The organism is Anatilimnocola aquadivae, assembly GCF_049819085.1.
GTDB lineage: Bacteria > Planctomycetota > Planctomycetia > Pirellulales > Pirellulaceae > Anatilimnocola.
Genome location: NZ_CP187419.1, coordinates 3,619,248 through 3,645,973, shown reverse-complemented (window position 1 = coordinate 3,645,973; position 26,726 = coordinate 3,619,248). Strand labels below are relative to the sequence as shown.

Below are 26,726 nucleotides of genomic sequence, written 5' to 3'. Positions count from 1 at the left end.
CCTAGTCCGCGTCGATACGATAACTAACTACGGCGTACCGACAAGCGTTTCCGCCGCAGGCTGCGGCTTGGGGCAGGTATTGAAGTAGGCCTGCTTGCTTTCGGCGAGAGCTTTTTCCGGAGTTAGCGTGGCGAATAGATGCAGGATGCGGGCGATGATTCCTGTCCAACCCGTTTGATGGTTGGCACCGAGTCCTGCCCCGTTGTCACCGTGAAAGTACTCGTAGAACTGCAAGTAATCGCGCCAATGAGGGTCGTTTTGGAATTTCTCGGAACCGCCGAAGACAGCGCGCTGGCCCGCTTCATCTTGCAAAAAGATGTTGCCCAGTCGGCGGCCGATTTCCTCGGCGACCTGGTACAGATTCATCATGTGGCCGGAGCCGGTCGGGCATTCGATTTGAAACTCATCGCCGTAGTAGGTGTAGTATTGCAGCAGCGCGCGAATCACGAGGGCATTGACCGGCATCCAGATCGGACCTCGCCAATTGGAGTTGCCGCCAAACATGCCGGAGTCGGATTCGGCCGGCAGGTAACCCACGCCATACCGTTGCCCGCCCGCTTCAATCATGTAGGGATGCTCGGCATGGTATTTCGACAAGGAACGAAGGCCGAACTCACTAAGAAACTCGTTCTCGTCGAGCATCTTGGCCAACACGCGACGGAGACGCGTTTCGTCCAGAATCGAAGCCAAGCGTCGTCCATTCACTCCCGTCTTGAGTGGATCATGGATGGAGTTACGGATTTCTGGCCGTGACTCCAGGAACTTCTGCAGTCGCTTCCCAAGCGAGGGCTGCTTTTTTAACAACTCGCCGTTAAAAGTCGTGGCAGCGCACAGCGGTAGCAGACCCACCATCGAGCGAACTTTGAGGCGATGCGATTCGCCGTTGGGGAGTCGCAGCACGTCGTAATAGAAGCCGTCCTCGTCGTCCCACATGCCGCCGCTTTCGCCGACGTGCCCCATCGAGGAGGCGATCCAGAGGAAGTGCTCGGTGAACTTGAGAACCATGTCTTCATAGTCGGGATCGGTCATCGCCAGTTCACCGGCGATGTCGAGCATGTTCTGACAGAAGAGGGCCATCCAGGCAGTGCCATCGGCCTGCTCCAAATAGCCGCCGGTGGGCAGCGGAGCACTGCGATCGAAGACGCCGATGTTGTCGAGCCCGAGGAAGCCTCCCTCAAACACATTGCGGCCCGAGCGATCTTTGCGGTTCACCCACCAGGTGAAGTTCAGCAGTAGCTTTTGAAAGCAGCTCTTCAGCCAGTCTTTGTCTCCTTCGCCTTGCTGACCTTTGTCCAAGCGATAAGTGAAGATGGTGGCCCAGGCGTGTACCGGTGGATTCACATCGCCGAAGTTCCATTCGTAGGCGGGAATTTGGCCGTTGGGATGCATGTAGCGTTCGCGCAGCATCAGCTTAAGTTGCTGCTTGCCAAAGTCGGGATCGACGAGAGTCAGGGCGATCACGTGAAAGGCAAGATCCCAGGCCGCATACCAGGGGTACTCCCATTTGTCCGGCATCGAGATGATGTCGCCGTTGTACATGTGATGCCACTGGTCGTTGCGCGGCGCAACCTTGCGTGACGCTTTGAAAGGATCGGAGCCACGTTCTTCGAGCCATTTGTCGACGTCGTAGTGATAGAACTGCTTGCTCCAGAGCATGCCTGCGAGCGCTTGCCGCATGACGTTGGCTTCGTCGACGGACAGCTTGGGTGGCGTGATGGCCTGATAGAACTCATCGCATTCCCGGCGGCGACCGTCGACGGCAGCGGTGAAAGCGGGGCCGAAGGACAAGGGAGACTTGCCGTTGCCACTAGCAACCGCTGCGGGCAGAACGTCGGTCAGTCGCAATTGCAGAACGTGGCTGCCGCCGGCGGGGATCGAGAGGTGGTAGTGAGGCGCAACCTTGGTACCCGTTTGGGATGGGTTCACGCAGTCCTTCTGCCCCTCGACGACACAATTGTTGATGCCGTCCTTCACGTAAGGTGTGCGACTGGTGACGCCAAAGATTCGCTGGGTGTTCGTTTCATTCTCGGTGAAGAGCAGCGGAGCATCGCCGCCGCAATACAGATAGCGATCACCCAATTCTTCGTCGACCGCCTTCACAACGCTGTACTCTTTGCTGACGGCCACTTGCTGGATCGAAGGACGCGACGTTGGATTGTGCCACGACCATTGGTTCCGAAACCAGAGTGTTGGCAGCACGTGAATATCTGCTGCCTCGGGTCCCCGATTGTGAACCGAGATCTGAATGAGAATCTCTTCCGGAGTAGTCTTCGCATATTCGACGAACACATCGAAATAGCGGTCCTCGTTGAAGACGCCTGTATCCAGCAATTCGTACTCAAACTCACCGCGACCGCGCTGGCGGCTGGTTTGCACCAGGTCGGCATAGGGAAACGCTGCCTGAGGATATTTGTACAAGTACTTCATGTACGAGTGCGTCGGCGTGGAGTCGAGATAGAAGTAATACTCCTTGACATCTTCACCGTGATTGCTTTCGCTGTTGGTCAAGCCGAACAGCCGCTCTTTGAGAATCGAGTCCTTGCCGTTCCATAGTGCGACCGCAAAGCAGAGTCGCTGCTCGTTGTCGGAAATGCCTGCCAGGCCATCCTCACCCCAGCGATAAGCGCGCGACCGAGCCTGATCATGCGTAAAGTAATTCCAGGCGTCGCCTCCTTCGCTGTAGTCCTCACGGACTGTGCCCCACTGTCGTTCGCTGAGATAGGGGCCCCATTTCTTCCAAGAGGATTCCGGATTGCGAGCTTCGGACAGGCGATCTTGTTCGGCGGTCATGGCAGGGACCTCATCAGTTGTTTAAAACGGCAGTCTTAGCAAGTATCGATAGTGGCCCGGAATCGATTCCAGCGAATTCTCGGGCAGCGGTTCAAACGGACAGCGATGTTCCCATTCGCTGTTCTCTCTCGGCAAGCTCCAAAAGTTACCCTCGCGGTCGCGAACGACCCATTGTTGCGTCGCTCGATCCACGTACAACGCAACGACAAAGTCAGCGGTCTCAACCATCGCTCGCTCCTTCAATAATCTGGCCATCCTGAAAAACAGCGCAGCCGCCACTGCGCTAAAAGCGTTCCTTAATGAACTTGAACGGATACGCAGGCTCTTCGTAGTCGCCTGGCTTCTGTCGCTTGGGGAGTTCGATTTTTCCCCCCGGCAACTCTTTGTAGGGAATCTGGTCGAGAAGATGCGTGATGATGTTGAGTCTCGCCCGCTTCTTGTCGTCCGAACGAACGCAATGCCAAGGAGCCCAGTCGGTATCGGTTGACTCAAACATCTCGTCTCGGGCTCGCGAATAGTCATACCAACGGCTGTACGACTTGAGATCCATCGGCGTGAGCTTCCAAGTCTTCCGGCCGTCGTTGATCCTCGCTTCGAGTCTGCGAGTTTGTTCCTCGGGACTGACCTCGAGCCAGTACTTGAGCAGGATGATTCCCGATTCGATCATCACCTTTTCTACGTGCGGCGCCATCTCCAAAAATCGCTGTGTTTGCTCGGCCGTGCAAAAGCCCATTACGCGTTCTACTCCCGCGCGGTTGTACCAGCTGCGATCGAAGATCACGACCTCGCCGGCCGCAGGAAAGTGCTGCATGTACCGCTGCACGTACATCTGCGACTTCTCACGTTCCGTCGGCGCTGGGAGCGCGACGACGCGGAATACACGCGGACTGACCCGCTCTGTGATCGCTTTGATCGTTCCGCCCTTGCCGGCACCATCTCGCCCTTCGAAGACGATGCAGACCTTCAGTCCTTTGTGCTTCACCCACTCCTGCAACTTTACCAATTCCTCGTGCAGCCGGCTGAGTTCGCGGTCGTATTCTTTGCGCGAGAGCCTATCCGCGGAGGCTTCTTCGGTCTTGTGTTTCTTGTGGCGGCTCATGATTGGAGACATGCCTGCGAGTAGTGATCGGCAACTTCCAGAACCACGCTGTTGGCAAACGCGATGCCGGCGTTCCCTCGAATGAGTAGCGAACCTACGAGTAAAGTGATGCCATCACTTTACTCCTTGACGGAGCCGGAAGCGAATTGTGTTGATTAATTCAAGCGGCAGATCAGTGAGTGTTGTAAAGCCCACGGCTCTGCAGTGAAATGTGTGCTGGGGTGAGAACGTGCGACTACGCACACCTCGCGCGCGACTCTCTGCGTATCATGCCGCGAATGGGCGCGATTTATCCTGGAGCAATTCGCTTCTGCGCATCGCATTTGCGAACGATAGGCGACTCGAAGCAAAACTGACGCGTTTATGCCTGTTAGTTCCAATGGTGCAGGATTTGCCATATAACGCTGGATCGACTCATCTGATCGGCAGACTGCCGAGACTTTCCCTTCTCTAAGGAGCGACCCATGAAAGAACAATGTAAGTGGCTGGCGATTCTCGCCTGCTTCCTGGCCTGTGCAACCGCGCGGGCTGCCGATCAAGCTGCCGAAGAAGCCAAGATTCGACAAGCCGTGGCAGGCTATGTGACCGCGTTCAACCAAGGGAACGCCAAAGCCTTGGCAGCGCTCTGGTCGCCGGAGGCTGTGTATAGCAACCCCGATAGCGGCGAGCAGGTTGTAGGTCGCGAAGCGATCGAAAAGCAATTTGCCGCGATCTTTGCCGCAGCCAAGGGAGCGAAGCTGGAAGCAAAGACCGAGAGCATCAAGTTTGTCTCGCCCAATGTGGCCGTCGAGCAAGGGACGGCGAAGGTACTTTCGCCGATGGGAGAGCCCGAGGAGTCTGGTTACTCGGCCGTGTACGTAAAGCGCGATGGCGAGTGGCTCCTCGACCGTGTCACCGAAGAAACGCCGCCGGTAGTGCAATCAAACTACGAGCATCTCAAACAGCTGGAATGGATGGTCGGCACTTGGCTCGACCAGGACGAGCAGGCGACTATCGAAACGAACTGCCATTGGGCGAAGAACCAGAACTTTCTGGTCCGCTCGTTCACCATCAGCGCCCGCGATCGCATCAATCTGTCTGGCATGCAGATCATCGGTTGGGATCCTGCAGCCAAGAAGATTCGCTCGTGGGTCTTTGATTCCAACGGCGGCTTTGGTGAAGGAAGCTGGAACAAAAGAGGGAACGCCTGGCACGTGCAAACTTCCGGTGTCTCAGCTGACGGTCGAAAGGTCTCGTCGGTGAATGTGATTACCCAGGTAAACAATGATCAATTCACGTGGCAGATCGTGAATGGCCAGATTGGGGACGAACTACTTCCCAACATCGATGAAGTCCTTGTCGTGCGGCAAAAGGCGGAGTGATCGGCGGATCGATCGGAAGCAGTACCAACGAATTCAACAACTTATTGGATAGGTGCATTCATGAATAAGCTTTGCAGTGTTGCCCTCGCGGTGGCCATCATTAGTACCGCAGCAGACTCTGATTTGTTCGCTCGCGGCGGTGGAGGAGGCGGAGGTCGAGGGGGTGGCGGAGGAGGTGGCGGCGCTCGCATGGGCGGTGGTGGAGGCGGCGGCATGGCGCGCTCTCCCGCAATGAGCAGGCCCGCTCCGAGACCGGCACCACGGCCAGCGACGCCGAATGTCTCCCGGCCGAGCCCTTCACGGCCAGCAGCGGCGCGGCCAACTCCGCCCAAGGTCGCCGCCGGCACTCGCCCCGCTACGGGCGTTGGCACAGCACCTCGTCCTGGTACGGGAGTGGGCTCGGTACCGCGTCCAGGCACCGGTGCAGTGGGCTCCGTTCCGCGACCAGAAACTCGTCCCTCCAACTCTCAATTGCAGAACTTTCTCGACGTAAAACCAGGCGGCGGTGCGAGCACGCTGCCAGCGAATCGCCCTGGCAATCTAGGCGGCGCGGTCGCAGGTGGAGTGGCTGGCGGAGCCGCGGCAGACTTTCTGCGTGACAGTGGAGCACGTCCGAGCACTCTACCAGCAACTCGACCTGGAGCGGGTGATCGACCAGGTGTTGGTGATCGTCCTGGAATTGGCGATAGGCCCGGCGTGGGTGATCGACCAGGGATTGCCAATCGTCCCGGCCAATTGCCTAACAATCGTCCGGATCGGATCAACAACCGGCAGGAGCGTCTCGACAACCGCGTAAGTCGGCGCGATGAAGTTCGCGATCAGGTGCGAGACAACCACCCACGACTAGACTTCTGGGCCGATCATCCCAACTGGGCAGCTTGGCGGATCAATCGCCCGTATCGGTGGGCCACTTGGGCCGCACTCACCGGCTGGATTGGCGGCTATGGCTGGTCCGAGCCCGTTGCTTATTCGTATGGTGAAAACGTCTATTACGACGACAGCCAGGTCTACTACGGCGATCAACCGATTGCCACGGCAGAAGAGTATGCCCAACAGGCGGAAGACATCGCCACGAGCGCTCCAGAAGTTGCGCCTGACAAGTCCGACTGGATGCCGCTCGGCGTCTTTGCCTTGACGCCTGACGGACAGAAGTCGGGGCCTGATCCTACGCTGTTCCTGCAATTGGCCATTAGCAAGGATGGAGTGATCAACGGCCTGTTGCACAACACGGCGACCAACAGCACGCAGACGATTGAAGGAATGGCCGACAAAGGAAGCCAACGGGCTGCCTGGACGGTGAAGGATAAGAATCGTCCGCTGATGGAAACCGGTATCTCGAACTTGACCGAAGATACTGCCCCAGCGCTCATTCACTTCGCCGATGGCCAGACTCAACAGTGGCTCATGGTGCGGTTAGATGAGCCAGCGATGAAGTAGGATCCCCTAATCCCACGTACGACCGCTGCCTGGCAAGGTGGCGGTCGTACTATGGACTTGAGCTGTTAGCAGAGGAAGCCGCAGAGATGCCATGCTTGGCAATGAACTCGACGATGGGCGTTGAGTCCTCTAGGCCGTGAGGATGATGACCGATGCTTGGCTTCGCAATGAGAGTGATGTCGCCGCCGAGCTTCTTGTAGCGCTCGGCGATCACGCCCGTGTTTTCGTCCCAAGGTACGACATCGTCCGCGTCGCCATACACGTGCAGTAGCGGAATCTTTGCTTTGGCGAGCGGTTCAAGATTGTCGACCGGGTTCTTCGTGTACGCGATCGCTTCGTCGTTGTCCTTAAATCCCCATAGAGCAAGGACCAACTTCCAGTCTCCGGCACTTCCTTTGCCTTTCCACTTCTCGCCCAGTGGCTTGCCGCCGGGCCAACTCTTGAAGTCGCACACCGGCGCATCCCCATAGATGCAGGCGACTTTGTAGGGATTGGCTGCTGCCCAGTTGTAGCAATACAGGCCGCCGCGGCTGAGACCGAAGAGCGACACTTTCGGGGCCAGACCATACTTGCTGGTGAGTTCTGCATAACAATCGTTCCAGTGACCAACGGCCTTCGGCGAACCAAGCATGTTCGGCACACTGAGGTAGACGATGTGAAAGCCTCGCTTGAGCAGGGCAATATCCGGGGCCGGCTTGTGACCGAAGAATTCGCCGTGCCAAACCCAAGGCTTGCCGGGTGCAGCCTGATCTGGAGCGACGACCAGCACATTCTTGCCGGCAATGTCAAAATCGTACCGCTGGAAGCCGTTCCAATTGCTCTGCTTGCCGGAGAATGTGCTGCCGGGCTGTTCTTGGTCCTGGAGGGTCTTATCGAGCCAGGCAACCAGTTGGTGGCGGTAGTTACTGTTGAGTTTGTCCCAGCCTCCCATGCCGTGGATGCCACCTTCGATGGTGATGAGATCGCAGCGATTGCCGGCTGCCTTCATCTTCTCTTGAAAGCGAGTCGATTGCTCATACGGAACTTGCTCGTCCTTGGTGCCGTGAATCAGCAGGTACGGAGGAAGTTTGCTGGGAAGATTCGTGGTGATCGAGGCGCCCCGTAACTTCAGCCAGGCGTCGTCATTTAACTCCTCAAGACCGAGCAGCGCTTTCATTGAGGGGCCGAGTTCTTTGCGTTGCTGCACTTGAAATTCAAGATCGTGCGGCGCGTAAATCGGCACCACCGCTGCTAGGCCGAGCTTCTCTTTTTCGTTCTGGGCACCAACCCAAGAAACCAAATGGCCGCCGGCCGATTCGCCAATGAGGGCCACGCGATTGAGATCGACTTTGTATTCCGCAGCGTGTTCCTTCACCCAGCGAATTGCCGTCGTAACGTCATCCGCGCACGCTGGCCAACGATGCGCTGGTGCCAGGCGATAATCGATCGTGAACCAAGTGTAGCCTGCTTTTGATAGAGGGTCGAACAGGGGAGTGATGTAATGCTGCTTCGTCCCCCGCATGAAGCCGCCACCATGCACCAAAATGCACGTGGGAAACGGACCTTTGCCTTCCGGTACGAACGCATCGAGCTTCAGGCTGACATCGCCAACCTTGGCAAACTCAATATCCTTCTTCAGCGGCGGCAACTGATCGGCGGCCGCAGCAAAGTGAGTGGCCAAACAAATCGAGCAGGCAACAAACGCAATTGGAACGAACCGCAGCATGACAACTCTCCATCAACCGCGGAGTGAAAACTTCACTCCGCATTTCGCAACCTGAATTCCGCACTACCCACTTACTTCACGGCTGTGATCGCAAACTTGTGCTTCACGGGCTGCACCGCTTCGTAAATCGCAGCTTGGGCGGCGGCGATTTTCTCAGTTCGCTTGGCAAGTTCCGCCGGCTTGCGTTCGGCGGCCACATCAGCCAACCAATCGGGGACGTTGGCCATGACGACGCCGCGAAAACGCTGATGAACCATTTGGTTCTTGGCATTGATGGCGTCGAAAACCTTTTTACCCTGGGCATGAATCGGGCCCTTGGTGACATTGCCGAGGTTCACACCGGCAGCCAATTCGTCGGCCGTGTACTGGGCCACTTCCTCGCCATCGATCTTCACGGAGTACTTACCCGACGCGAGACCGGCAACCTTCAGGCCGTACAGATTAAGATCCTTCAGGTCGTTCAGGTAAGGCAACAGCGAAACCCAATCGGGCTGAATCGGCAGCGGCAATGCGTCATCCAAGCGTGTGAACTCGACCGCCTGAGGATCGCCCGAAAGATCGGAAACGGTGCAGGCAGTGGTCGTGGCTTTACCGGCAGTTACGTCGATCGCAGCTTCGCTCACGAGTGCGGGAGCCTTGAGGCCAGTGAGAATCGCGTGCGCCATGAACAGACCGCCGTTCGATGACGTGTGAAAGCCATCACCGAAGGGCTTTACGTTGTCAGCTTTGTCGGCTTCCATCTTTTCGAGTGCGGCGCGGGTCGTGGCATATTGATCGACGAACGGAAAGCCAAACTTCGCGGCACTTCCAGCTAGCGGAGCATAGAATTCCTTCTGCGTTTCGAGGTAGACCTTGAAACGATCTTGCACGCGGCGGTCGACGGCATTGGGGGAGACCAGCGCCACTCGCACACCAGCTTTCTTCGCTGCATCGAGCATGAACTCGGTCTTCTCGACATAGCGGTCATTGTTCTGCTTATTAAACAGGCCGTAACCGCCGTCGTTCATGCCAAAGTTGATGGTAATTGCCGTTGGCTTTTCGTCGAGCACATGCGTCTGGAAGCGATTCGCGCCACCGTTGGCCGTGTCGCCACCAATTCCCGCATTCACGAACTGCAATCGCCACTTGGGAAAACGTGTGGTCAGATAGAGTTCGATATCGCTCGAGTACTGGTATTGCTCGGTGATGCTGTCGCCGAGAAACAGAACGCGGTCGCCGTCCTTAAAGAAGAATCCATCGGCAGCAGATGCGTCGGATAGTGCAGCGAAAATGAGGACGACCGCAATCACCGAGCGGAGGGCGAACGTCTGCAAACGAGACGTCGAGACAGAGCAAGACATGGTGGGCCTTTCGAGGGGAGAGACAAAACGCAGTTGATTCCGCTGCGATTGTAGCTGCCCGCAAGCGCCGTGCAATCAAGAGGCAGACCTAGCCCTTCTTATAGATCGCCGTTGGCTCGACCAGCCTGGTGGCCACGACGCGCACGCCGTTCGCGTCAACCTGCCGAAAGAAACAGCTGCGGTAACCTTCGTGACAAGCGGCCCCGACTTGATCGACCTTCAGCAGAATGGTGTCGGCGTCACAATCGATAAAGATTGCCCGCACGGTCTGGCGATGGCCGCTCTCCTCGCCTTTTCGCCAGTACTTGCCCCGGCTGCGGCTCCAATAAGTTGCCTGGGCGGTCTGCACGGTCTCATCGAAGGCCTGCTGATTCATCCAGGCCATCATCAGCACTTCGCCCGTCTCCGCATCTTGAGCGATGGCGGGCAGCAAACCTCCTTCGCCTCGCGAGAAATCTGGACCGCTAACGATAGTTGGTGAATTGCTCATGGAGTCGTAGATCGCTTGGTTACTTTGCGAGATTTGCTGGTGGCAGACGATTTCTTCGTCGTCCTTGGTTTGCGAGACTTTGCCGACTTTGACTCTTTCGCTGCCTGCGCCACGGCGATTGCTTTCGCTGCCCAACTAGCCAATTGCTGCGGCGATTCGATCACTTCGAGCGGCACTTCGTAGTACTGCATCGTGATCCCCTCGTGACCGAAGGGCTGGAACGGGCCAGTTCCAGCCGCAACAAAGTCGGCGCGATTGGAATCGTCCACTTTTAAGTAGAGCCGATCTTCCGCGAGCAACGCAAAAAATAGGTCACCCGAGTAGATACCGACGCCGCCAAACATGCGCAAGTCTCGCAGGCCGCGCACACTGGGCCGCAGTTGATCGTGCACCCACTGACGAAAAGTCTGACTGACCGGCATAGTAAAATAAGTCCAAGCACTGGAGATAACCGCTTCCATTGTGAACCATTGCTACCAAGCTCACAACCGACGTTAAGCGAATGCGGTGAGGCAACTTCATTGCGCGAGTTGTCACTTGACGATGAAATCAATCGCTTCGGCAGCGAGTACCTCTGCTCGCCATGTGTCTGATGGCGGCCCCTTCGAGGGCCGAATGTTCTTCAGCCTGGCTGGGCAGCTTGTGTCGCGGCAACGCTCATCTAGTGAGGCCTCCTTGAGTAAGACCCCGGGTAACACCCTCAGTTTGATCATGCCGGTTCGTGATTGTGAAGCCACGCTGGGCCGGCAAGTCGCTCGCTGGCTCGAAATCATCCCTGAGTTGACTCAGCGGTTCGAACTGCTGATTGTTGATGATGGCTCGAACGATCATACGTTCGAAACGGCCGAAGAACTGGCTCGGCAATATCCGCAGGTGCGAGCGCTGCGCAACACCGTCGCCCGCGGAACTCAGCAGGCCGTTCGCACTGGTCTCGAACAGGCCCGTGGCGAAATTGTTTTCGTGCAGGACGAGCAAGCAGCCATCAGCAGCAACGATCTGCGCCGCCTGTGGGAAATGCGTCAGAACCAGCAGTTGGTCATGGCTCGCACTCCCTCACGAGTTCAAAATCTGAGCAAAGACCTGCTCGAAAAGCTGAGCACTTGGGGCGAAGCCCTTAAGCAGCAGGCGAACGAAACCAACCAGCTGGCAGCGATTCATATGATTCGCCGCGGTGCCATCGAAGAACTTCGCTCGAGCACTGCCGAATCCGAAATGACACTCGGCAAGATCCCACCCATGCCTGCCACGGCAGTTATTGATCCCGCGAGCACCAATCACTCGCGCACCGACGCCAATCATCAAGGTGGGGCACCTCGCCGCGCCAGCTTCCTCAGTCATCTACGCGAACTAGCGCTGGGCGAGTAAGGTCGGCCAACGATGTCTGCGGGCTGAGGCACTCTTGATTTAGCCTTGCCCGCTGTCGGTTACTCTTCGTCGTGTGCAATCTCTTCCGGCACGCCTTGGTGCGAACAACCGTTCGCGCACGCTTTGCGCATGTGGCGACGGTTTTTCTCGTCAACGGTTGAATTGCCTTCGCCGCAGCATGATACTAGGCCCGCTCTGACAATCTGGCGAACTCTCCTTCCTTAAGGCATACCCTCCGATGAACTGCCGTTTGTTACTCCTACCCCTGACACTTCTCACCGTCTCTTCACTTGTTGCGGCCGACAATGTAGCCCCCGTTCGTATGGGCAGCGGCATCATGACGTTCGACACCGTTCCAGGCTGGGGACTTCGCCCAGATGGCACCTCAGCTCTCGGACCAACTCACGGCGCGGTGGTCATCGACAAAGAGGGGCACATCTACACGAGCGCGAACAAGGGTGTTGTCGTCTTCACCCCCGACGGGAAGGTGATCAAGGAATACTTGGGGGACAAGTACACCAACATTCACGACATGGAGATTCGCGCCGAGGGAGATGCCGAGTTCATCTATGGCGCCCGCAACGCCAACGCGGAAGGAATCAAATTCAATGCCCACACGGGTGAGATCGCGCTGAAGCTGCCCTTTCCGGAGGAATCAGGCCTGGGACTTAAAAAGTTCAGTCCCACGGCTATCACGGTTGCTCCCAACGGTGACATCTTTCTTTCGGATGGCTACGCAAGCAATCACATTTTTAAGTTCGATAAAACAGGCAAGTACCTTAAGCACTTTGGTACGAAGGGCAACGAACTCAAAGAGTTCAACACGGCCCACGGCATGACGCTCGACACTCGCTACGAACCGGCGCGTCTCTTAATCTGTGACCGCAATCACACGCCCAAGGGCCGTCTGGTGCACTACGATCTCGAGGGCAACTTTATCGCCGAGGTGGTAACCGGTCTCGGAATGCCAACCTCCGCCGCTGTTCAAGGAGACTACGTCTCGGTCCCCGACCTCCAAGGCCGGGTCGTCATCCTGGACAAAACCAATACGATCATGGCGGTTCTTGGCTTCAACGCTGATCCTGCCAAACGTGGCAGCTTCAATGTGCCTCAGGCTCAGTGGATCGAGGGCGTCTTTAGCGGCACCCACGGCTCCTACTGGGACAAGGACGGCAATCTGTACGTCCAGGACTGGAACACATCCGGACGAATCATGAAGCTCGTGCGCGTCAAATAATCGGCTCACAGCTCAACGCCGATCCAAAATACTTCGCATCGGCGTTTTGCCTTTCCTGCGTTCTGAGCCTATTGTCTCAGAACTCAGAACTCAGGGCGTGTCCTTACATCGTAGGGCCGAAGCGTTCGTCGGTGCCGTTGCCGGGGACTTGGAAGTCGGGGGGCGAGAGGGCGGTGGGGCCTTGGTCGGCGACGTCGGCGGCTTCCCAACAGAAGTCGTCGTCGCCGAGCTTACCGTAGACATCGTCGTCGACACCGTCGTGCGTGATGGTCGCCAAGCCGGTGCGAAGGTTTGAAGTGCCCCAGATGTTCAGCAGCGCGAGCATCGCGGCATCGTTATCGGTAGCGCTCGAATACGTGGCCGCGCTGAACGGACCAACGCTGGCGACCGAAGTCCAGGTGCTGTGTTCGTTGGCGACGCTGCCCGTGATGAGCAGGTCGTTGCCAAACTCACCGCTCATGTTGTCTTCGCCGGTGCCGCCGATCAGCACATCGTTGCCGCTGCCGCCGTTGAGGATGTCGTTGCCCGCTTCACCCACCAGCAAGTCGTTGCCGAGATAGCCGGCGAGTTGATCGTTGCCCGCACCGCCGTACACGCGATCGTCGCCGAAGCCGCCGTCGGCGATGTCATCGCCGAAGCCGCCGTGCAGGTAATCGTTGCTGTCGAAGCCGCCAAGACGATCGTTACCGCCGCCACCGTAAATCACGTCGTTGCCGGTGCCGCCACTGAGTGTATCGTTGCCGCCAACCGGTGAATCTTGCGGTGGCACCACGTCGGTCGATGCCGGTGCGTTATCGCCCCACAGCACGTTGTCGCCGTTGCCGCCATTCACACTGTCGTTGTCGAGACCGCCGACGAGCCAGTCGTTGTTGGTCGCACCGTACAGCAGATCGTTGCCCCCTTCGCCGTAGAACTCAGCCGAGACCGTGAGGTTAGCCTGCGTGACGTAGTCCGCGCCGTCGCCAGCGTAGACGATCGTCTTGTTGCTCACGTTGTAATCGCCGAACGTGCTGTTGATCCGCAGACGCACGCGGTTCGGTTGCGCGACCGTGTTGTTGCGGCTGAACTGAATCAAGTCGTTCGCAGCAGTCGTACGAGCGAACAAGTCGCCGACTTGCACATTCGTCAGCTTGCCTTGGTCGACGAGATTCAAGTCTTCGATTTCGCTCCACGCCACCGGTTGACCCGCGCTGTTGAGCACGCCGGATGAACCCGCAGCAACCACGACGGGGGCCGTGTTGGGGATGGAGGTGATATCGAGATTGAGCGTGTCGCCGATGATGTCGCCGACTGGTGCCGGCAGCGGATTCGTGGGAATGCCGCCGTTGATCGTGATCGCCGTGCTCATGCTCGGGCGAATGAGCTGCGTGGTTGGTGCCACCACGAGACCGACGTTCATTGCGCCGGTGCCGACGAGTCCCGCTGGTGTTTCGCCGAACGTATCGAGGCCGGCATCGCCGAACAGCGAGACGCTCGTCACTCCGCTGGGCGTGCCGGTTGGCAGCGGCGCGGTGCCACCGATCTGATCGGAAGTGAACACGCGGAACTGATCGTTGCCGCCGTTACCACGCAGGATCACCGCGTCGAGATCGTGCGGAGTCGTCGTCGGTGTGAACTGCGAGTTGATATTGTCCGCGTCGCTGGTGCCGGTGTAATCGAGGTTGTCGATGTTGCGGAAGGTCACGCCGCTCGCGTTGAGACCAGTGAGGACGTAGTCCGGATCGGTGCCGTTCAGTGCGTTGAGCGCGACGGTGTCGCCCGTGATGTCGCCACTGTCGTTGATCTCGAGGCGATCGACGGCGAACGTCATGTCACCGCCGCTGCCGTCGACCACGACCGGGCCCGCGATAAAGTCGACCGTGGGAGCCGCATCGAACAGCTGGAACAAGTCGCCACCGAGACCACCACGCAGTGTGACGATGCCCGTGTTGCCGCTGGTGCTCTGCACGCGGAGCGTATCGACCGCGCCGTCATCAGCGAACAAGCCTTGGCCGTGCAAGTTGATCGCCGGATCGTTCGTCTGGCCGCTACCGAGACTGACAAGATTCAGCGAATCAGCGCCTGCGAGAGCGTTCACGTTGAGCGATGTAAAGTTATCTCCGCTGAAGTCGAACGGCGTGTAACCAACGCCCATGCTCACGCGAGAATCAACTCCATTCGCGGCGATGCTCAGTGCATCGGCCACGTCGCTGCCGAGCACGGTGAGCGCGCCCGGCGTTGTGCCCGCGCCCGTGCGCTGCACGAGTTCGACGTTCGCGAAGTAAGTTTGCAGATCGACCGCGTTGCTTGTGCTCAGCACTTCGCCCGTGTTGCTCGGCGTGCTGCCGGTGCCGGTACCGAACGCATAGGTCTGCGCGGCGCTCGGTCCGGTGAGCGCGAAGATGAGCGTATCGTTGTTGCCGCCGCCGTCGAAGAAGAACTCAGCCTGGCCGGCGAGGTTCGTGTTGTCGCCGGCTCCCGGCGCGAGACCGCTGAAGTTCACGAGCCCACCGAGGTCGTTGATCGTCAGGAAGTCGCGATCGTTACTGCCAAGGTACGTGAACGAGAGAATCGTCGCGAAATCTCCCTGAAACACGATGCCCACGTCGTTGTCATCGGGCGCGATCGCATCACCGGTCCGCGTCAGCACGAAGTCCGCTCCGCTGCGTGAGAGAGTCAGATGATCGTCGACGTTCGTGTTGCCGAACGGCGTGTTGTTCGCATCGAGGGCCAAATGATACGGAGCATTCGCATTCACATCTTCGATGCTCATGTACGCCAATTGTCGCAGCGGCACACCAAACGTCCACGTCCCCGCGCCGATACCACCAAGCGTCAGCAGCGGATTCACCGCCGCCGCGATATCGAGATTGAGCGTATCACCCGGCGACGTTCCCGTCGGCAAGTTGCCGTTGATGAAGAACTCCGTCGTCCCTTGCGGCGCGAGATTAAACGTATCGTAGTCGTCATTGCCGTTCAGATACGTGCCACCCGCCGGCGCCAATGGCGTCGTAATTACTGCGGCATTCGCAATCGTGAGCACACCACCCGTCGTGGCATCGGTACCTGCCGGCAGTTCCGCATCACCGACATCCACACCAATCGTCACCTGCAGCGCCGCGCTCACGTTGCCGTTGATGAACGCATCGTCACCGGCATTCAAGAACACATTCGCCGTCGTCGACTGAACCGTCACGCCGCCATTGATCGTCAGATCATCATCGAGCAGCGGGGCATCGTTGTCGTCGGTGGCGGTGAAGGTGACATTGCCCACCGAGATGCTGTTGGCGGCGATCGTCAGCGGACTGCTGTTGACGATGGTCGTTGCGCCGCCGTCGTTGCGAGCACCGAAGCCGAGCGTGCGAAGATCGCTGACCGTGAGCAGGCCGCCCACGCTGTTGAGCACGTTGATCTCGCCGCTCGTCGTATTGAACAGCTGAATCGCACTCACCGACGTCTCAAGCGTATTCCCCGCACCGATGCCCGTCGCCGCTCGCAAGAACACATTAGGGCCCGTCACATTATTATCATCGTCCCCATCAATGATCGCTCCACCCGCCACGATCCCGCCACCTGCCGCAGTCGTGACATTCGCGATCGTCGCATCTCCCACCGTCGTCAGCGTGTTCGCCCCCAGAGCCAGCAACGAATCATTCGTCCCCACCCCGGGATCACCAGCACCCACATAACTCGGCACCGTCTCATTCGCCAACAACTGCAGCGTCGCTCCCAACGCCACATTCACCGGCCCAGCAGTATCCAGAATCGCTCCCGTCCCCACGCCATTATTCACCGCCAACACACCCGCGTTGACGTTCGTCGCGCCGGTGTAGGTATTCAAGGCATTGAGGAGCATCGTGCCGACGCCATTCTTCACCAACCCGAAGCCGCCGAAGGCGTTGTTCTGCAGGGGTGCGTTGACGAGCAGATCTGCACTGGAGTCAGCGGTTGCGTCGGCCACGTTAAAGATGGTGGCTCCCAGATTGTCATCACCCAGGCTGATGATGTTGCTCGTCCCGGAAACGACATTGATCTGCGAGGCTTGCGTTCCGCCGACAGTTACCGTTCCCTTAAAGGCGAAAGCTGGGAACGCAGCGTTGACTCCGCCCGTCAGTGCGACGGTTCCGCCGTTCAGTGTGAGGTTTCGCAGTGTATTGAAGAAGCCACCGGACTCAAGGGTTCCACCGGCGTTGACGACGATGGGCGAGGTGACATCGGTCAGGTGATTGCCCCAGGTGTCGTTGCGCCCGAATCGCAAGGTGCCGGTGTTATTCGCGTTGATCGTCGCCGCGGTGCTTAAGGTGCCGCCCGCACCGATGATGACTAGACCCTGGTTGATATTGAAGGGCCCAGTAAACGTGCTCGCGTTGGTGAGCGTTAGCGTGCCGGTGCCCGTCTTTGTAAAGCTGCCGATGTTGGTCGCATCGGTATTGGCGAGCACTCCGGGGAAGCTGGAGTTGCCGTTGTTCACACCAATCGTGAAGGTAGAGTAACCCGCACCAACGTAGCCCGATCGGATTGAGCCCGTGCCGCTGATCTTATCAACACGCACATTGGCTTCAACGCCCGAGAATGACGCGCCACCAGCAACATTCAGGTCGGAAAGATTGGCAACCCAATTTTCGTTGGCACTGCTGCCGCCGGTCAGGTTGCCAGCTTGAACGTCGATCAACGCCCCCGCTGACAAGTTAAAGGTTGCTGCACCAGCCCCCCACACCGCGCTTCCAGCACCCGTTTTACGGAGCGTGCCAGCGCCGCTGAAGGTAGTCGAAGCATAATCTCGCGATCCGGCAGCGACATTCAGTTCGAGTACGGTGCCGGCTGCGATAACGTGCGACGTTGAGCCGTAGGTGCCTTGATAGACAAGTGAGCCACCGGAGATGGTCGTAGTACCTGTGTAGGACTGATTGCCGCTGAAGGTGATCGTGCCGCCACCGAGTTTCGTGAGGTTCCCCGTGAATCCGGGAGTGTTGATAGTGGAACCATCAAAGGTTGAACTGCCGCCGTTTACTCCGATTGAGAATGAGACGTAACCCGCGCCGCTATAGCCCGTCGAAATTGTGCCCGTACCGGTGATTCGATCAACGCGCACGTTGGCTTCGACACCTCCCAAAGTGACGCCAGCACCACCCGCTACGTTCAGGTCGGAGAGGTTCGTCGTCCAGTTTTCGTTGCCAAAGCTGCCACCTACAAATACGCCGTCCTGAACGTCAATGAGGGCACCGGCCCCAAGCGCAAACGTGGCTGTGGTTGCACCCCATTGAGCGTTGCCGGCACCAGTCTTGCGAAGCGTACCTGTGCCGTTAAACGTGGTAGAGATGTAGTCGCGCGTACCGGTGGCGACATTCAATTCCAGCACAGCACCTGCGGCGATGGAATAGGTGGGCGATAAGTAAGAGTTTTGCAGAGCGAGTGTGCCCGCGCTGATGGTGGTCGCACCGGTGTAGGTATTCGCTCCGGCGAGAGTTAGCGTACCAGGACCAGCCTTGCTGAGACCACCGTTGCTGATAACCGCAGTCACGTTCAAGTCGGACGAGATACCAGCGACGGTGAACGTGCGCGTGGCTGCATTAAGATTGAGATTGCCCGCGATACTGCTCAGTGCAGCGCCGCCGGTAGTGACATTGCCACCCAAGATCACGCTTCCCGCAGCGGTACTTAGCGCAGAACCTGACAGGCCAAGCAGGCCGTTGTAGGTTTGGTTGCCGGTCGTCGTAGCGATGGCCACAGCACCAATGTCGATCGTTTCGCCTGTGACCAACAGCGGATTTGTGCCAAGGGTGAGATTGGAGTTTAGATTGATATCGTCGACACCCGCGCCGCCGTCGATGGTGAGCGATCCGCCAAACGAGGACATCGATGGCAAGAGCGTAATCACGTCATCGCCGGCGCGACCGTTGACCGTGATGCTCGTAATGCCCGTCAGGCTGATGGTGTCGTCTTCGTGCTCACCGTTCGTGCTATCGACGAAAAGATTTCCCGCAACGATGCTGAGGGCAGTGTTATCATCGGTTGCATCGTCCGTGTCGGGCAAGTTGATGACGAGGTTCGTGATAGTCGAGCCAGTGATATCGACGGGCTCTAGCCCCGTATAGTTGATCACGCTGCCATCGAGCACCACGCTGCCGTCGGTGGCATTCGTGTGATTGAAGATAGCATTGGCAAACGTGCCCCCGACGATGCTGAGTTTGTCTCCGGGGCCCGTGGTGGGATCGCCGCCGTTGAAATTCAGGCCGCCTGTAGGAATTGGGTTTCCACCGGTGAAATCGACGACCAGCGTGTCGTTACCTCCCAGGCCATTGATCACTAGAGGGGCAGTACCGGAAACGGTCACTGGTCCAGCTGAACCGGCTACGTTGTACTGGATAATTCCGTTCACCATCTTCAACGTGATCGTGTCGTTGCCCGCAGTGCCCACTTCGTTGGGGCGAACCAGCACGTAGAGGTTGCGAGTGGCAAAGGAGTTCGCGTTGGCATCGAAGGTGCCGTCCGGTGCGCTAGCATTTGCTGAGTTGCCAATCGTGAGGCCGTAGGTACCACCATTGCCCCAATTGTTGAAGCCAATGACTGTCTGCGCAGCGCCGTAGTTGTGGACTTGCATCGAGCCGTGGCCGGCAGCAAGATTAGCACCGTTATCATTGAAATCGTAGGTGCCTGCGTTGCCACCGATGCCAGCAACGGTGACACCACTTCCGTAGTTGCTGGGCCAGAACTCGACGTTACCCGTTGCGAGATTGGTGCCTGTCACTACGCCGCCAACATTCGAGGCCACGCTTAGATTGTTGACAAGCTGCTGGTAAAAAGCGCCCGAGGTCGTGTTGGGAATTCCGATCTTGGAAACGTCTGCAGTGAAGCCTCCAGCGTCGAACGAAGCCATCCCGAAATTCGAGTTGAGCTGCAAATAGTAGGCAACGCGGTCGAATGATCCTGTGGGTATCAATGCAGAATTGTTGACATCGTACGGCACCGCACCACCTGAGTTCAGGTTTGTGTTGGTAGCGAGTGCTTCCTGATAAACGAGTTGATAGGCCGCCAATTCAGGCGCATTTGCGACGAGGCCTGCGGGTGCCGCTGCGGCAGTTGGTAAAGCGGTACCGACTTGGCGCACGAGCACTGCCACATTCTTGATCGTGTAACTGGCAGTGTTGTTAGTGAACGTCCAGTCTGGCTGGCCTGGTCCATTGCCAATTCCCAAGCTCGAGGCACCGCCGCCATTCCAGTTATTGAAAGCAAAAATTGTTTGGCCAGCGGTACCAGGGCCCGCGCCGTCCACATCGTAATTGTGGATCTGCATCGATCCGTGTGCGCCACCCGTGCTACGTGAGTCACCAAAGTCATACGTGCCGGCATTGGCGTTGGGAATCGCGTTGGCATTAGCGGTGCCGTAGTCGTTTGGCCAGAATTCGATGTTTCCCGTAGAAATACCGGTCCCCGTGGCAATTCCCGCCACGTTGGATGCCACATTCATATTCACCAGGTTTTGCTGAAAAATGGCACCCGATGTGGCATTCGGCACTCCAATGCGATTGAGGTTGTTCGTAAAGGCATCGGCCGATACGAACACCCAGTTCAGTGGTCCCGCTCCCTGTTGTAACTCGAGGTAATACCCAATGCGGTCGAAGCCGTTGTCGATTAGAGCGGTGTTGTTAACCGAGTAGGGCACTCCAGCCGAGAAGCCATTCGTATTGCCGATGTTTAGTTCATAAGCCAGCGTGTAGTTCGCCGCTTCAGGAACATTGGCGAACACGTTCGTCGCCATCACGCGGCGGTCTTCGAGCGATTCCAGAAACAGCCGTCGGCGATGTTGAGGCTGTTGCTTCGTGCGAAGGGTGGCATTGCGGGCAAAACGCGAACGGAGAGCGGGAGTCTGAGCCATGCGCAGCAAATCCTTGGTGAAAATCGCAACGAGAAGATCGCAACTGGCCAAAGCCTTGGGCTGGCGTAAGCGCCCAATCAAGCTCAGCAAGAACGGTCAGCCGACATCGATGGTGAAGAAGGAGAGGGGGAGAGGATCGAGGGAGCGTGCGAGACGGGCATCAAAATAGTAGCGACCGACTGTCAATTCAAGGGAAATGGGGGGTGATAATCGCACGAATCGGCAAATACGGCAAAATCGATGCAAGCGGCACCGTAGCGCAGCATGTTTGCGGTGGCCTACCTCTGCCATTAACATGAACCGCCCCTCCCAAGGGGCGATTCAACCCTGCCATTGGAATTTTCGCATGCGGCCTCTCGCCTTACTCGTTCGCCTCAGCCTGTGCGGAGTTGTCCTGGCAGCTGCGTTTGTCGGCAATTGCTTTGGCCAAGAGGCAACCAAGGCGAAACCAGCCAAGCCCAAGCTTTCGCCGGAAGAAGCCACAGCAGCGCGCGAGAAGGCTCGCTACCCGCTTTCTTACCCGCCCAAACTCGCCGAGGGCAAGCTGGTTGTCAGCGAGCAGTCCGATTCGTTCCTCGTGCCCGGTGAGAACTTGCGCGAAGGTGTTGCGATTGCCAAGTCGCCGCCACGAGTCGACTTCGCCTTCTTCCCAGAGCAGAACTATCCCGGCAATCCGTGGTCGAATCGTGCCGATGGCTTTGTGCTCGGCGACAAGTACTACACTTCCGACAACGATCACCTCGCCCCCAAAGGGACGGCCCACCTGTGGGAATACGACGCCGGCAAGCAGCAGTTTCGCTTACTCTGTGACACCACCAATTTTCTCGAATCGAAGAACGTCTTTCCGCCGGAAATGAACTATCGACCGGGCGAAATGCAGAGTCGCATCGACCTCGGCAGCGATGGCTGGCTCTACTACGCGACCGATCGCGGCTCGCCGACTGTCACGCACGACAAAAATGGCTACCTCGGCGAATGGATCCTGCGTACCAATCCAATGACGCTCGAAACACAGATCGTCAAGCAGTTTCCGATTCCCAAGCACACGCTCCCCGCCAGCGTACTCGATCCCAAACGAATGATCTATTACGGCGGCACCGCGCCGGGCAAAGACGCCGCTAATCAAAGCGTGCAGTTCTTCGCCCTCGATGTGAAGAGCGGCAAGTTGCTTAAGGTGGCCGATAACGGCCCCACGCGCGTGCTCATTTTCTCACCTTCTACCGGCTACGTCTTTTGGGAAGGATGTAAGTACGATCCGGCCACGAACGAAATCACGCCGGCGAAGATTCCGCACGTCCGCAGCGCATCACCCGAGACGCCGCAGGGCCTCGTCTATTGCACCTCAGGCACCAAGGCAGACCTGTGGTCGCTGAATGTAAAAACAGGCGAAGTGAAGGACTGGGGCACCGCAGCCGTCGGTTCACAAGAGTACATCTCGTCGATTGAAGTCGATCCCACAGGTCGCTATCTCTACTACGTTCCCGGCGCTCATGGCGGTGCCATCAAAGACGGCACACCGATCGTACAGTTCGATCTACAGACCAAGCAGCGGAAAGTGCTCGCCTTCCTGCACGTCACGTTCTGGGAAAAACATGGCTACGCGCTGGATGGCTCCTTCAGTTCTGCCCTCGACGAACAAGGAGCACGCCTCTTCATTTCCTGGGATGGCTGGCGCAAAGGCCAGCCTCGAGGTTGGGAAACCGCAGCCATCACCGTGGTTCATATTCCCGCGAGTGAGCGGATAGTTGGTGGTAACTAATTGATTGTGAACCTTTCTTAATATGTCAGCTGCCAACTTTCTATTCTTTTTTACTTGCTTGTTGGCGGATGCCCGCAGGTGTGTTTAGACTAAAGCCCCTGCTGCAACGTGGACCCTCTTCTCTCTAGGTTGCGAGCGGCTGGCCTTCTCTATTCCCGTCGAGGTTCATGTCATGGCTCTGTTTTGCAAGATGCAGCGGAAGTGTGCGGTTCACTGCCAAGCTTTTAGCTTGTTACTACTGGTCGCCGGCCTCGTTGCGGGTCTCGCAGGTTGCGGCAATTCGCAGGGCATTCAGCCGGTCGCCGACAGTGGAAATGGACAGTCGGTGTCGATGCCTCAGCCGCCAGCAATGCCACAACCACCCGCGATGCCGCAACCTCCAAACCTTCCCGGTCCGCCATCTCCAACGGTTGTGCAAAAGCCAACGCTGCCGACAGCCCCCGTCACAACCTTGGCAGACTCGCTTCAAAAAGCCGATCAGGCAGTCGTGTATATAGTGACCGAAGATGCGCTGGGCAATCGCACAGCCTCGGGTAGCGGCTTTGTAATTACCAAAGATGGACTGGTGGCGACAAATCACCACGTCATGTCGCGGGCCGTTAAAGCTCACGTCATGTTTCGCGATGGCAACAAACACGATGTGATCGGCTATCGAGCCTACGACCCCGATCACGACCTGGCGGTCATCCAAGTCAAAGACCCGCCCGCCAATCTCCCTTTTTACAATCTGGGTCTGCCTAAACAACTGCGACAAGGGGACGACCTGACTGCGATTGGGCACCCCAACGATTTCAAGTTCACCGTGACTACCGGTATTGTGAGCGCGGTACGACAAAGCAGCGAACTGCCCGAAGATTATCGCGAGTTTCTTTCTTCACCCCCAGAAGCTGTATGGATTCAGACCAATGCAGCCATTTCTGGTGGCAACAGTGGCGGACCGCTGCTCAATCGCAATGGCGAAGTCGTCGGGGTGAACACTTGGATCGCCGGCGGACAGAACCTGGGCTTTGCCATTCACGTGAAGCACCTTCTGGCACTAGCCGGCAAGCTTGAGCCTCAAGCCGCCCAGTTGCCGCTGCCCGATTTGGGCCTGATCGTCGATCCGCAGATTGCGGCCATCATGCTCGACTATGTCAAAGAGTCGGAAGTCTTTGTCAATTCGCTGCGTGGGGCAAAATCGGAAGCAGAAGCGCGCAAGATCTTGGAAGAGCGAGATCCTGCCGCACTCTACTTGTCGCGTCTCCTATCGATGACCGGTGAAGGTTCGGATCGTAACGTCCGTCGGGAAGCATTGGTGCAATGCAGCACCTTGATTCGTCGCAATAATCACAGGCCCAGCGCGGCTGCCCGCGAAGTCTTGACCAAGCTCAACGAGTTCGTCGGCGATCGCGAAGTAACTGATGCGGCGATCGGTCTGTCTAACAACGATGCCAAAGAATCAGTTGCGTTCCTGCAAAAGCTGATCAATGAGAGCCCGCACAAGAATGTCCAAGGCACAGCCTGTTATGGCCTGGCCATGGCTTTAGCGCTCAACCCGGTTGCCAATCGGGCCGAAGTTGTCGCCTTGCTCGATCGCTGTGTGGATGAGTTCGGAGAGGTCCGCGTCGGTCGCCGCAAGATCAAAGACACCGTTGCTGGACTGCGCAACGAGTGGAAGCATCTGGCCACCGGTTGCTATGCCCAGAACATCGAGGGCGAAGACTTGGATGGCCAGAAATTCAACCTCAACGAGTTTAAGGGCAAGGTGGTACTCCTCGATTTTTGGGTCGATTGGTGCCCCTATTGCCGCGAGATGTACCCGCATGCTCGCAAGCTGCAAGAAGACCTGAAGGACCAGCCTTTTGTGGTCGTCGGCGTCAATAGCGATCAAAAGGACCGGGCGAAGCATGTCGTCAGCCAGGGGCAGGTTACTTGGCGATCGTGGTACGACGGCCCCAAAGGCGACATCATCAAGGCGTGGAACATCTCCAGTTGGCCGACGACCTACATCCTAGACAAGCAGGGTCGAATTCGGTTTAAGAACGTCCGCGAGCCCGCAGAATTAACGAAGGCGATTGAGTCGCTTTTGAATGAGTCAGAATTTGAACTTGCGGGCGACTTGATTCCTGCCAATGGCACTTGGAAGTATCGCGATGACGGTTCAGCCGTTGGTTCGGAGTGGACGACAGCCGAGTTCGACGACTCCAGTTGGAAGACCGGGACGGGCGTCATTGGTTATGGTTCGGGTGATGAAACGACCAAGCTGCAAGTCTCGACGATTGGCCAAGGCAAGCCATTAACGACGTACTTTCGCACGACCTTTGATGTGGCCGATCCCAGCACGCTGAAGGATGTCGCACTTTCGCTCAGCTACGACGATGGCATCGCAATCTACCTGAACGGGCACGAAGTGGCTCGTCGCAATCTGAAGCCGCAGGCAAATCATACCCAGCCAGCGGCCAGTTCTCGGACCGCTGCGGATTCCTATAAAGAGCTGTCCGCCATTGATCCGAAGTTGATCAAGGCAGGCAAGAATGTCCTCAGCGTCGAAGTCCATCAAGAGAGCGTATGGAGTGCCGACCTGCGATTTTCCGCGACGTTAACCAGCAATGCAATTGCCCAATTGATTGCCGAAGTCGCCAACGATGATTCGCCGCATCAACTGGCCGCCGTGCAAATGCTCGGCGATCTGGAAAGTGCAGCCGTCCCCGCAATTCCCACTTTGAAGAAGGCCATCGAAGCCAAGTCCGAAGAAGTAGGCTTACAGGCCTGGTTCGCGCTGATTCGCATCTCACCCGACCGAGCCAAGGAGTTTCCCGTAACTCCGCCGAAGAAGTTCTCTTCGTATCAAGCTCGCAAGTTGCTGGCCGCTCAACTCAACTCCGCGAGTTGGAATGTCGCTGTTACCCCCGATCACAGCGCGAGCGATTATCGTCTGGCTCATGCTCAAGTTCTCTGGGCGACGCTGCTCGTGCCCAAAGATGGCGCGACGATCAACACCCTGGGCATGGCTGCCCATCGGATTGGTTCACAACGAGAGGCACTCAACGCGTTGCGCGAGTCGACTCAGTTGCGTGGTAAAAATCCGAGCGATCTGGTGATTGCGGCGATGGCGCAACTGGCGCTCGACCAGAAGGACCGCGCCCAGGCGATCGCTAATCAGGCTGCCGAAATGCTAAAGGATCCAAAGTTCGCGGACGATGCCGAAACGAAGTTGCTGCACGAGCAACTGCTGGCAGACATCGCGAAGAAGCCGTAGCTTTTTAGGCTTAGCTAGACAGTGGTGGCAAGCTCGCACGCATCAATTGCCAGGCCTCTTTGGCCGCGCGCACTTGATGCAGGCGAATCACCTGTACGCCTTGCAGGGCGAGTGCCAGTGCGCCGCCCAGGGATCCCGCGTCGCGATTAGCCAGTTTGTCTCCCAGCACCTGGCCAATGAATCCCTTGCGCGAATGGCCCACCAGCAGCGGGCAACCCAACTCATGAAATCGCCAGCAGTTTTGCATCAACGCCAGGTTATGCTCGTGCGTCTTGCCAAACCCCACGCCGGGATCGAGGCAGATCTTGGCGGCGGCCAAACCAGCCGCTAACAGGGCCTCGCGCCGCTGTTGCAAATAGGCGAAGATCTCGGCAACCACGTCCTCATACACAGGCTGGTCCTGCATAGTCTGCGGCGTTCCTTGCATGTGCATCGCACACACGCCTACTCCCGTTTGCCGCGCCAGTTCAATCATCTCCACATCGCTGAGCCCGGTAATATCGTTGATGATCTCGGCCCCGACCTCGATGGCGGCCGCAGCGACCTCGGCCTTCGAGGTATCGATCGAGATGATCGCGTTGGGATGCGTTTGCCGCACGGCTTCGATCACGGGAATCACCCGCCGCAGTTCTTCGTCCACGGTCACGGGCTGGGCATAGGGCCGGGTGCTCTCGCCGCCGATATCCAGAATCTCGGCACCCTGACTCAGCAAGTGTTCGGCCTGCGCAATGGCTGCGGCCGGATCGAAGAATTGGCCCCCATCCGAAAAGCTATCCGGAGTGACATTCACAATTCCCATCCACACCGGCCCAGCCTCAAACGACAAACTCGTCGTTCGCAATTGCCACCGGCACGCGCGATTCGCCGGCCAGCGTGGCGGCTGAAACTCGAGTCTGGAATCGGCACTAGTCATCGCAGAACCAAACACGGGGGAAAACAAACCAACCGCTACATCCTAAACGTCCAACAATGGGCGAGGTTGTTGGACAGGCACCCGTTCCCGAAGCTCGCCGCAAGATGCTGATAACACAGTACTTGTGTCTTTTTGGT

Annotated in this window: 15 protein-coding genes; 6 read left to right on the top strand and 9 right to left on the bottom strand. The window is 57.8% G+C overall.

The window, feature by feature from the left end; genetic code table 11:
• Window positions 1–27 precede the first annotated feature (27 nt).
• The 3 genes from NA78x_RS14775 to ppk2 are packed head-to-tail and all read right to left on the bottom strand — an operon-like array spanning window position 28 to window position 3,889.
• Window positions 28–2,790 (bottom strand): MGH1-like glycoside hydrolase domain-containing protein, encoded by a 2,763-nt coding sequence (locus NA78x_RS14775; protein WP_425619216.1) that lies wholly within the window; start codon window positions 2,788–2,790, stop codon window positions 28–30.
• A gap of 21 nt (window positions 2,791–2,811) precedes the next feature.
• Window positions 2,812–3,018, bottom strand: coding sequence for a hypothetical protein (locus NA78x_RS14770; protein ID WP_425619215.1), 207 nt, complete (start codon window positions 3,016–3,018; stop codon window positions 2,812–2,814).
• A gap of 55 nt (window positions 3,019–3,073) precedes the next feature.
• Window positions 3,074–3,889, bottom strand: coding sequence for a polyphosphate kinase 2 (gene ppk2 / locus NA78x_RS14765; RefSeq protein ID WP_425619214.1), 816 nt, complete (start codon window positions 3,887–3,889; stop codon window positions 3,074–3,076).
• A gap of 464 nt (window positions 3,890–4,353) precedes the next feature.
• On the opposite strand from ppk2, the gene NA78x_RS14760 reads away from it, so the two are divergent.
• Window positions 4,354–5,250: a YybH family protein gene (locus NA78x_RS14760; RefSeq protein WP_425619213.1), complete on the top strand. Its 897-nt coding sequence runs from the start codon at window positions 4,354–4,356 to the stop codon at window positions 5,248–5,250.
• A gap of 60 nt (window positions 5,251–5,310) precedes the next feature.
• Entirely contained in the window at window positions 5,311–6,687 is a 1,377-nt protein-coding gene (locus NA78x_RS14755) for a hypothetical protein (protein ID WP_425619212.1), read from the top strand.
• A 49-nt stretch (window positions 6,688–6,736) separates the two neighbouring features.
• On the opposite strand, the gene NA78x_RS14750 is transcribed toward NA78x_RS14755, so the two are convergent.
• The 4 genes from NA78x_RS14750 to NA78x_RS14735 form a co-directional block, all read right to left on the bottom strand.
• Window positions 6,737–8,392, bottom strand: coding sequence for an alpha/beta fold hydrolase (locus NA78x_RS14750; RefSeq protein WP_425619211.1), 1,656 nt, complete (start codon window positions 8,390–8,392; stop codon window positions 6,737–6,739).
• 71 nt (window positions 8,393–8,463) lie between these two features.
• Window positions 8,464–9,732: an SGNH/GDSL hydrolase family protein gene (locus NA78x_RS14745; RefSeq protein ID WP_425619210.1), complete on the bottom strand. Its 1,269-nt coding sequence runs from the start codon at window positions 9,730–9,732 to the stop codon at window positions 8,464–8,466.
• Window positions 9,733–9,820: 88 nt separating this feature from the next.
• On the bottom strand, window positions 9,821–10,222 hold the full coding sequence (gene hisI / locus NA78x_RS14740; protein ID WP_425619209.1) for a phosphoribosyl-AMP cyclohydrolase: 402 nt from the start codon (window positions 10,220–10,222) through the stop codon (window positions 9,821–9,823).
• Window positions 10,219–10,644: a TfoX/Sxy family protein gene (locus NA78x_RS14735; protein WP_425619208.1), complete on the bottom strand. Its 426-nt coding sequence runs from the start codon at window positions 10,642–10,644 to the stop codon at window positions 10,219–10,221. Before NA78x_RS14735 ends, hisI begins: the two co-directional genes overlap by 4 nt.
• Window positions 10,645–10,897: 253 nt before the next feature.
• On the opposite strand from NA78x_RS14735, the gene NA78x_RS14730 reads away from it, so the two are divergent.
• Both NA78x_RS14730 and NA78x_RS14725 read left to right on the top strand, forming a co-directional pair.
• Window positions 10,898–11,587, top strand: a complete 690-nt coding sequence (locus tag NA78x_RS14730) for a glycosyltransferase family 2 protein (RefSeq protein ID WP_425619207.1) — start codon at window positions 10,898–10,900, stop codon at window positions 11,585–11,587.
• Between the two features lie 238 nt (window positions 11,588–11,825).
• Window positions 11,826–12,824 (top strand): hypothetical protein, encoded by a 999-nt coding sequence (locus NA78x_RS14725; RefSeq protein ID WP_425619206.1) that lies wholly within the window; start codon window positions 11,826–11,828, stop codon window positions 12,822–12,824.
• Window positions 12,825–12,927: 103 nt separating this feature from the next.
• On the opposite strand, the gene NA78x_RS14720 is transcribed toward NA78x_RS14725, so the two are convergent.
• Window positions 12,928–20,679 (bottom strand): autotransporter-associated beta strand repeat-containing protein, encoded by a 7,752-nt coding sequence (locus tag NA78x_RS14720; protein WP_425619205.1) that lies wholly within the window; start codon window positions 20,677–20,679, stop codon window positions 12,928–12,930.
• 346 nt (window positions 20,680–21,025) lie between these two features.
• On the opposite strand from NA78x_RS14720, the gene NA78x_RS14715 reads away from it, so the two are divergent.
• Both NA78x_RS14715 and NA78x_RS14710 read left to right on the top strand, forming a co-directional pair.
• The gene (locus NA78x_RS14715) at window positions 21,026–22,438 is read left to right on the top strand and encodes a YncE family protein (protein WP_425619204.1); all 1,413 of its coding nucleotides are present in this window, start codon (window positions 21,026–21,028) and stop codon (window positions 22,436–22,438) included.
• Between the two features lie 172 nt (window positions 22,439–22,610).
• Window positions 22,611–25,676, top strand: coding sequence for a trypsin-like peptidase domain-containing protein (locus tag NA78x_RS14710; protein WP_425619203.1), 3,066 nt, complete (start codon window positions 22,611–22,613; stop codon window positions 25,674–25,676).
• 10 nt (window positions 25,677–25,686) lie between these two features.
• Here the strand turns inward: NA78x_RS14710 and folP are convergent, their stop codons facing one another.
• Entirely contained in the window at window positions 25,687–26,475 is a 789-nt protein-coding gene (gene folP, locus NA78x_RS14705; protein WP_425619452.1) for a dihydropteroate synthase, read from the bottom strand.
• Window positions 26,476–26,726: the final 251 nt, after the last annotated feature.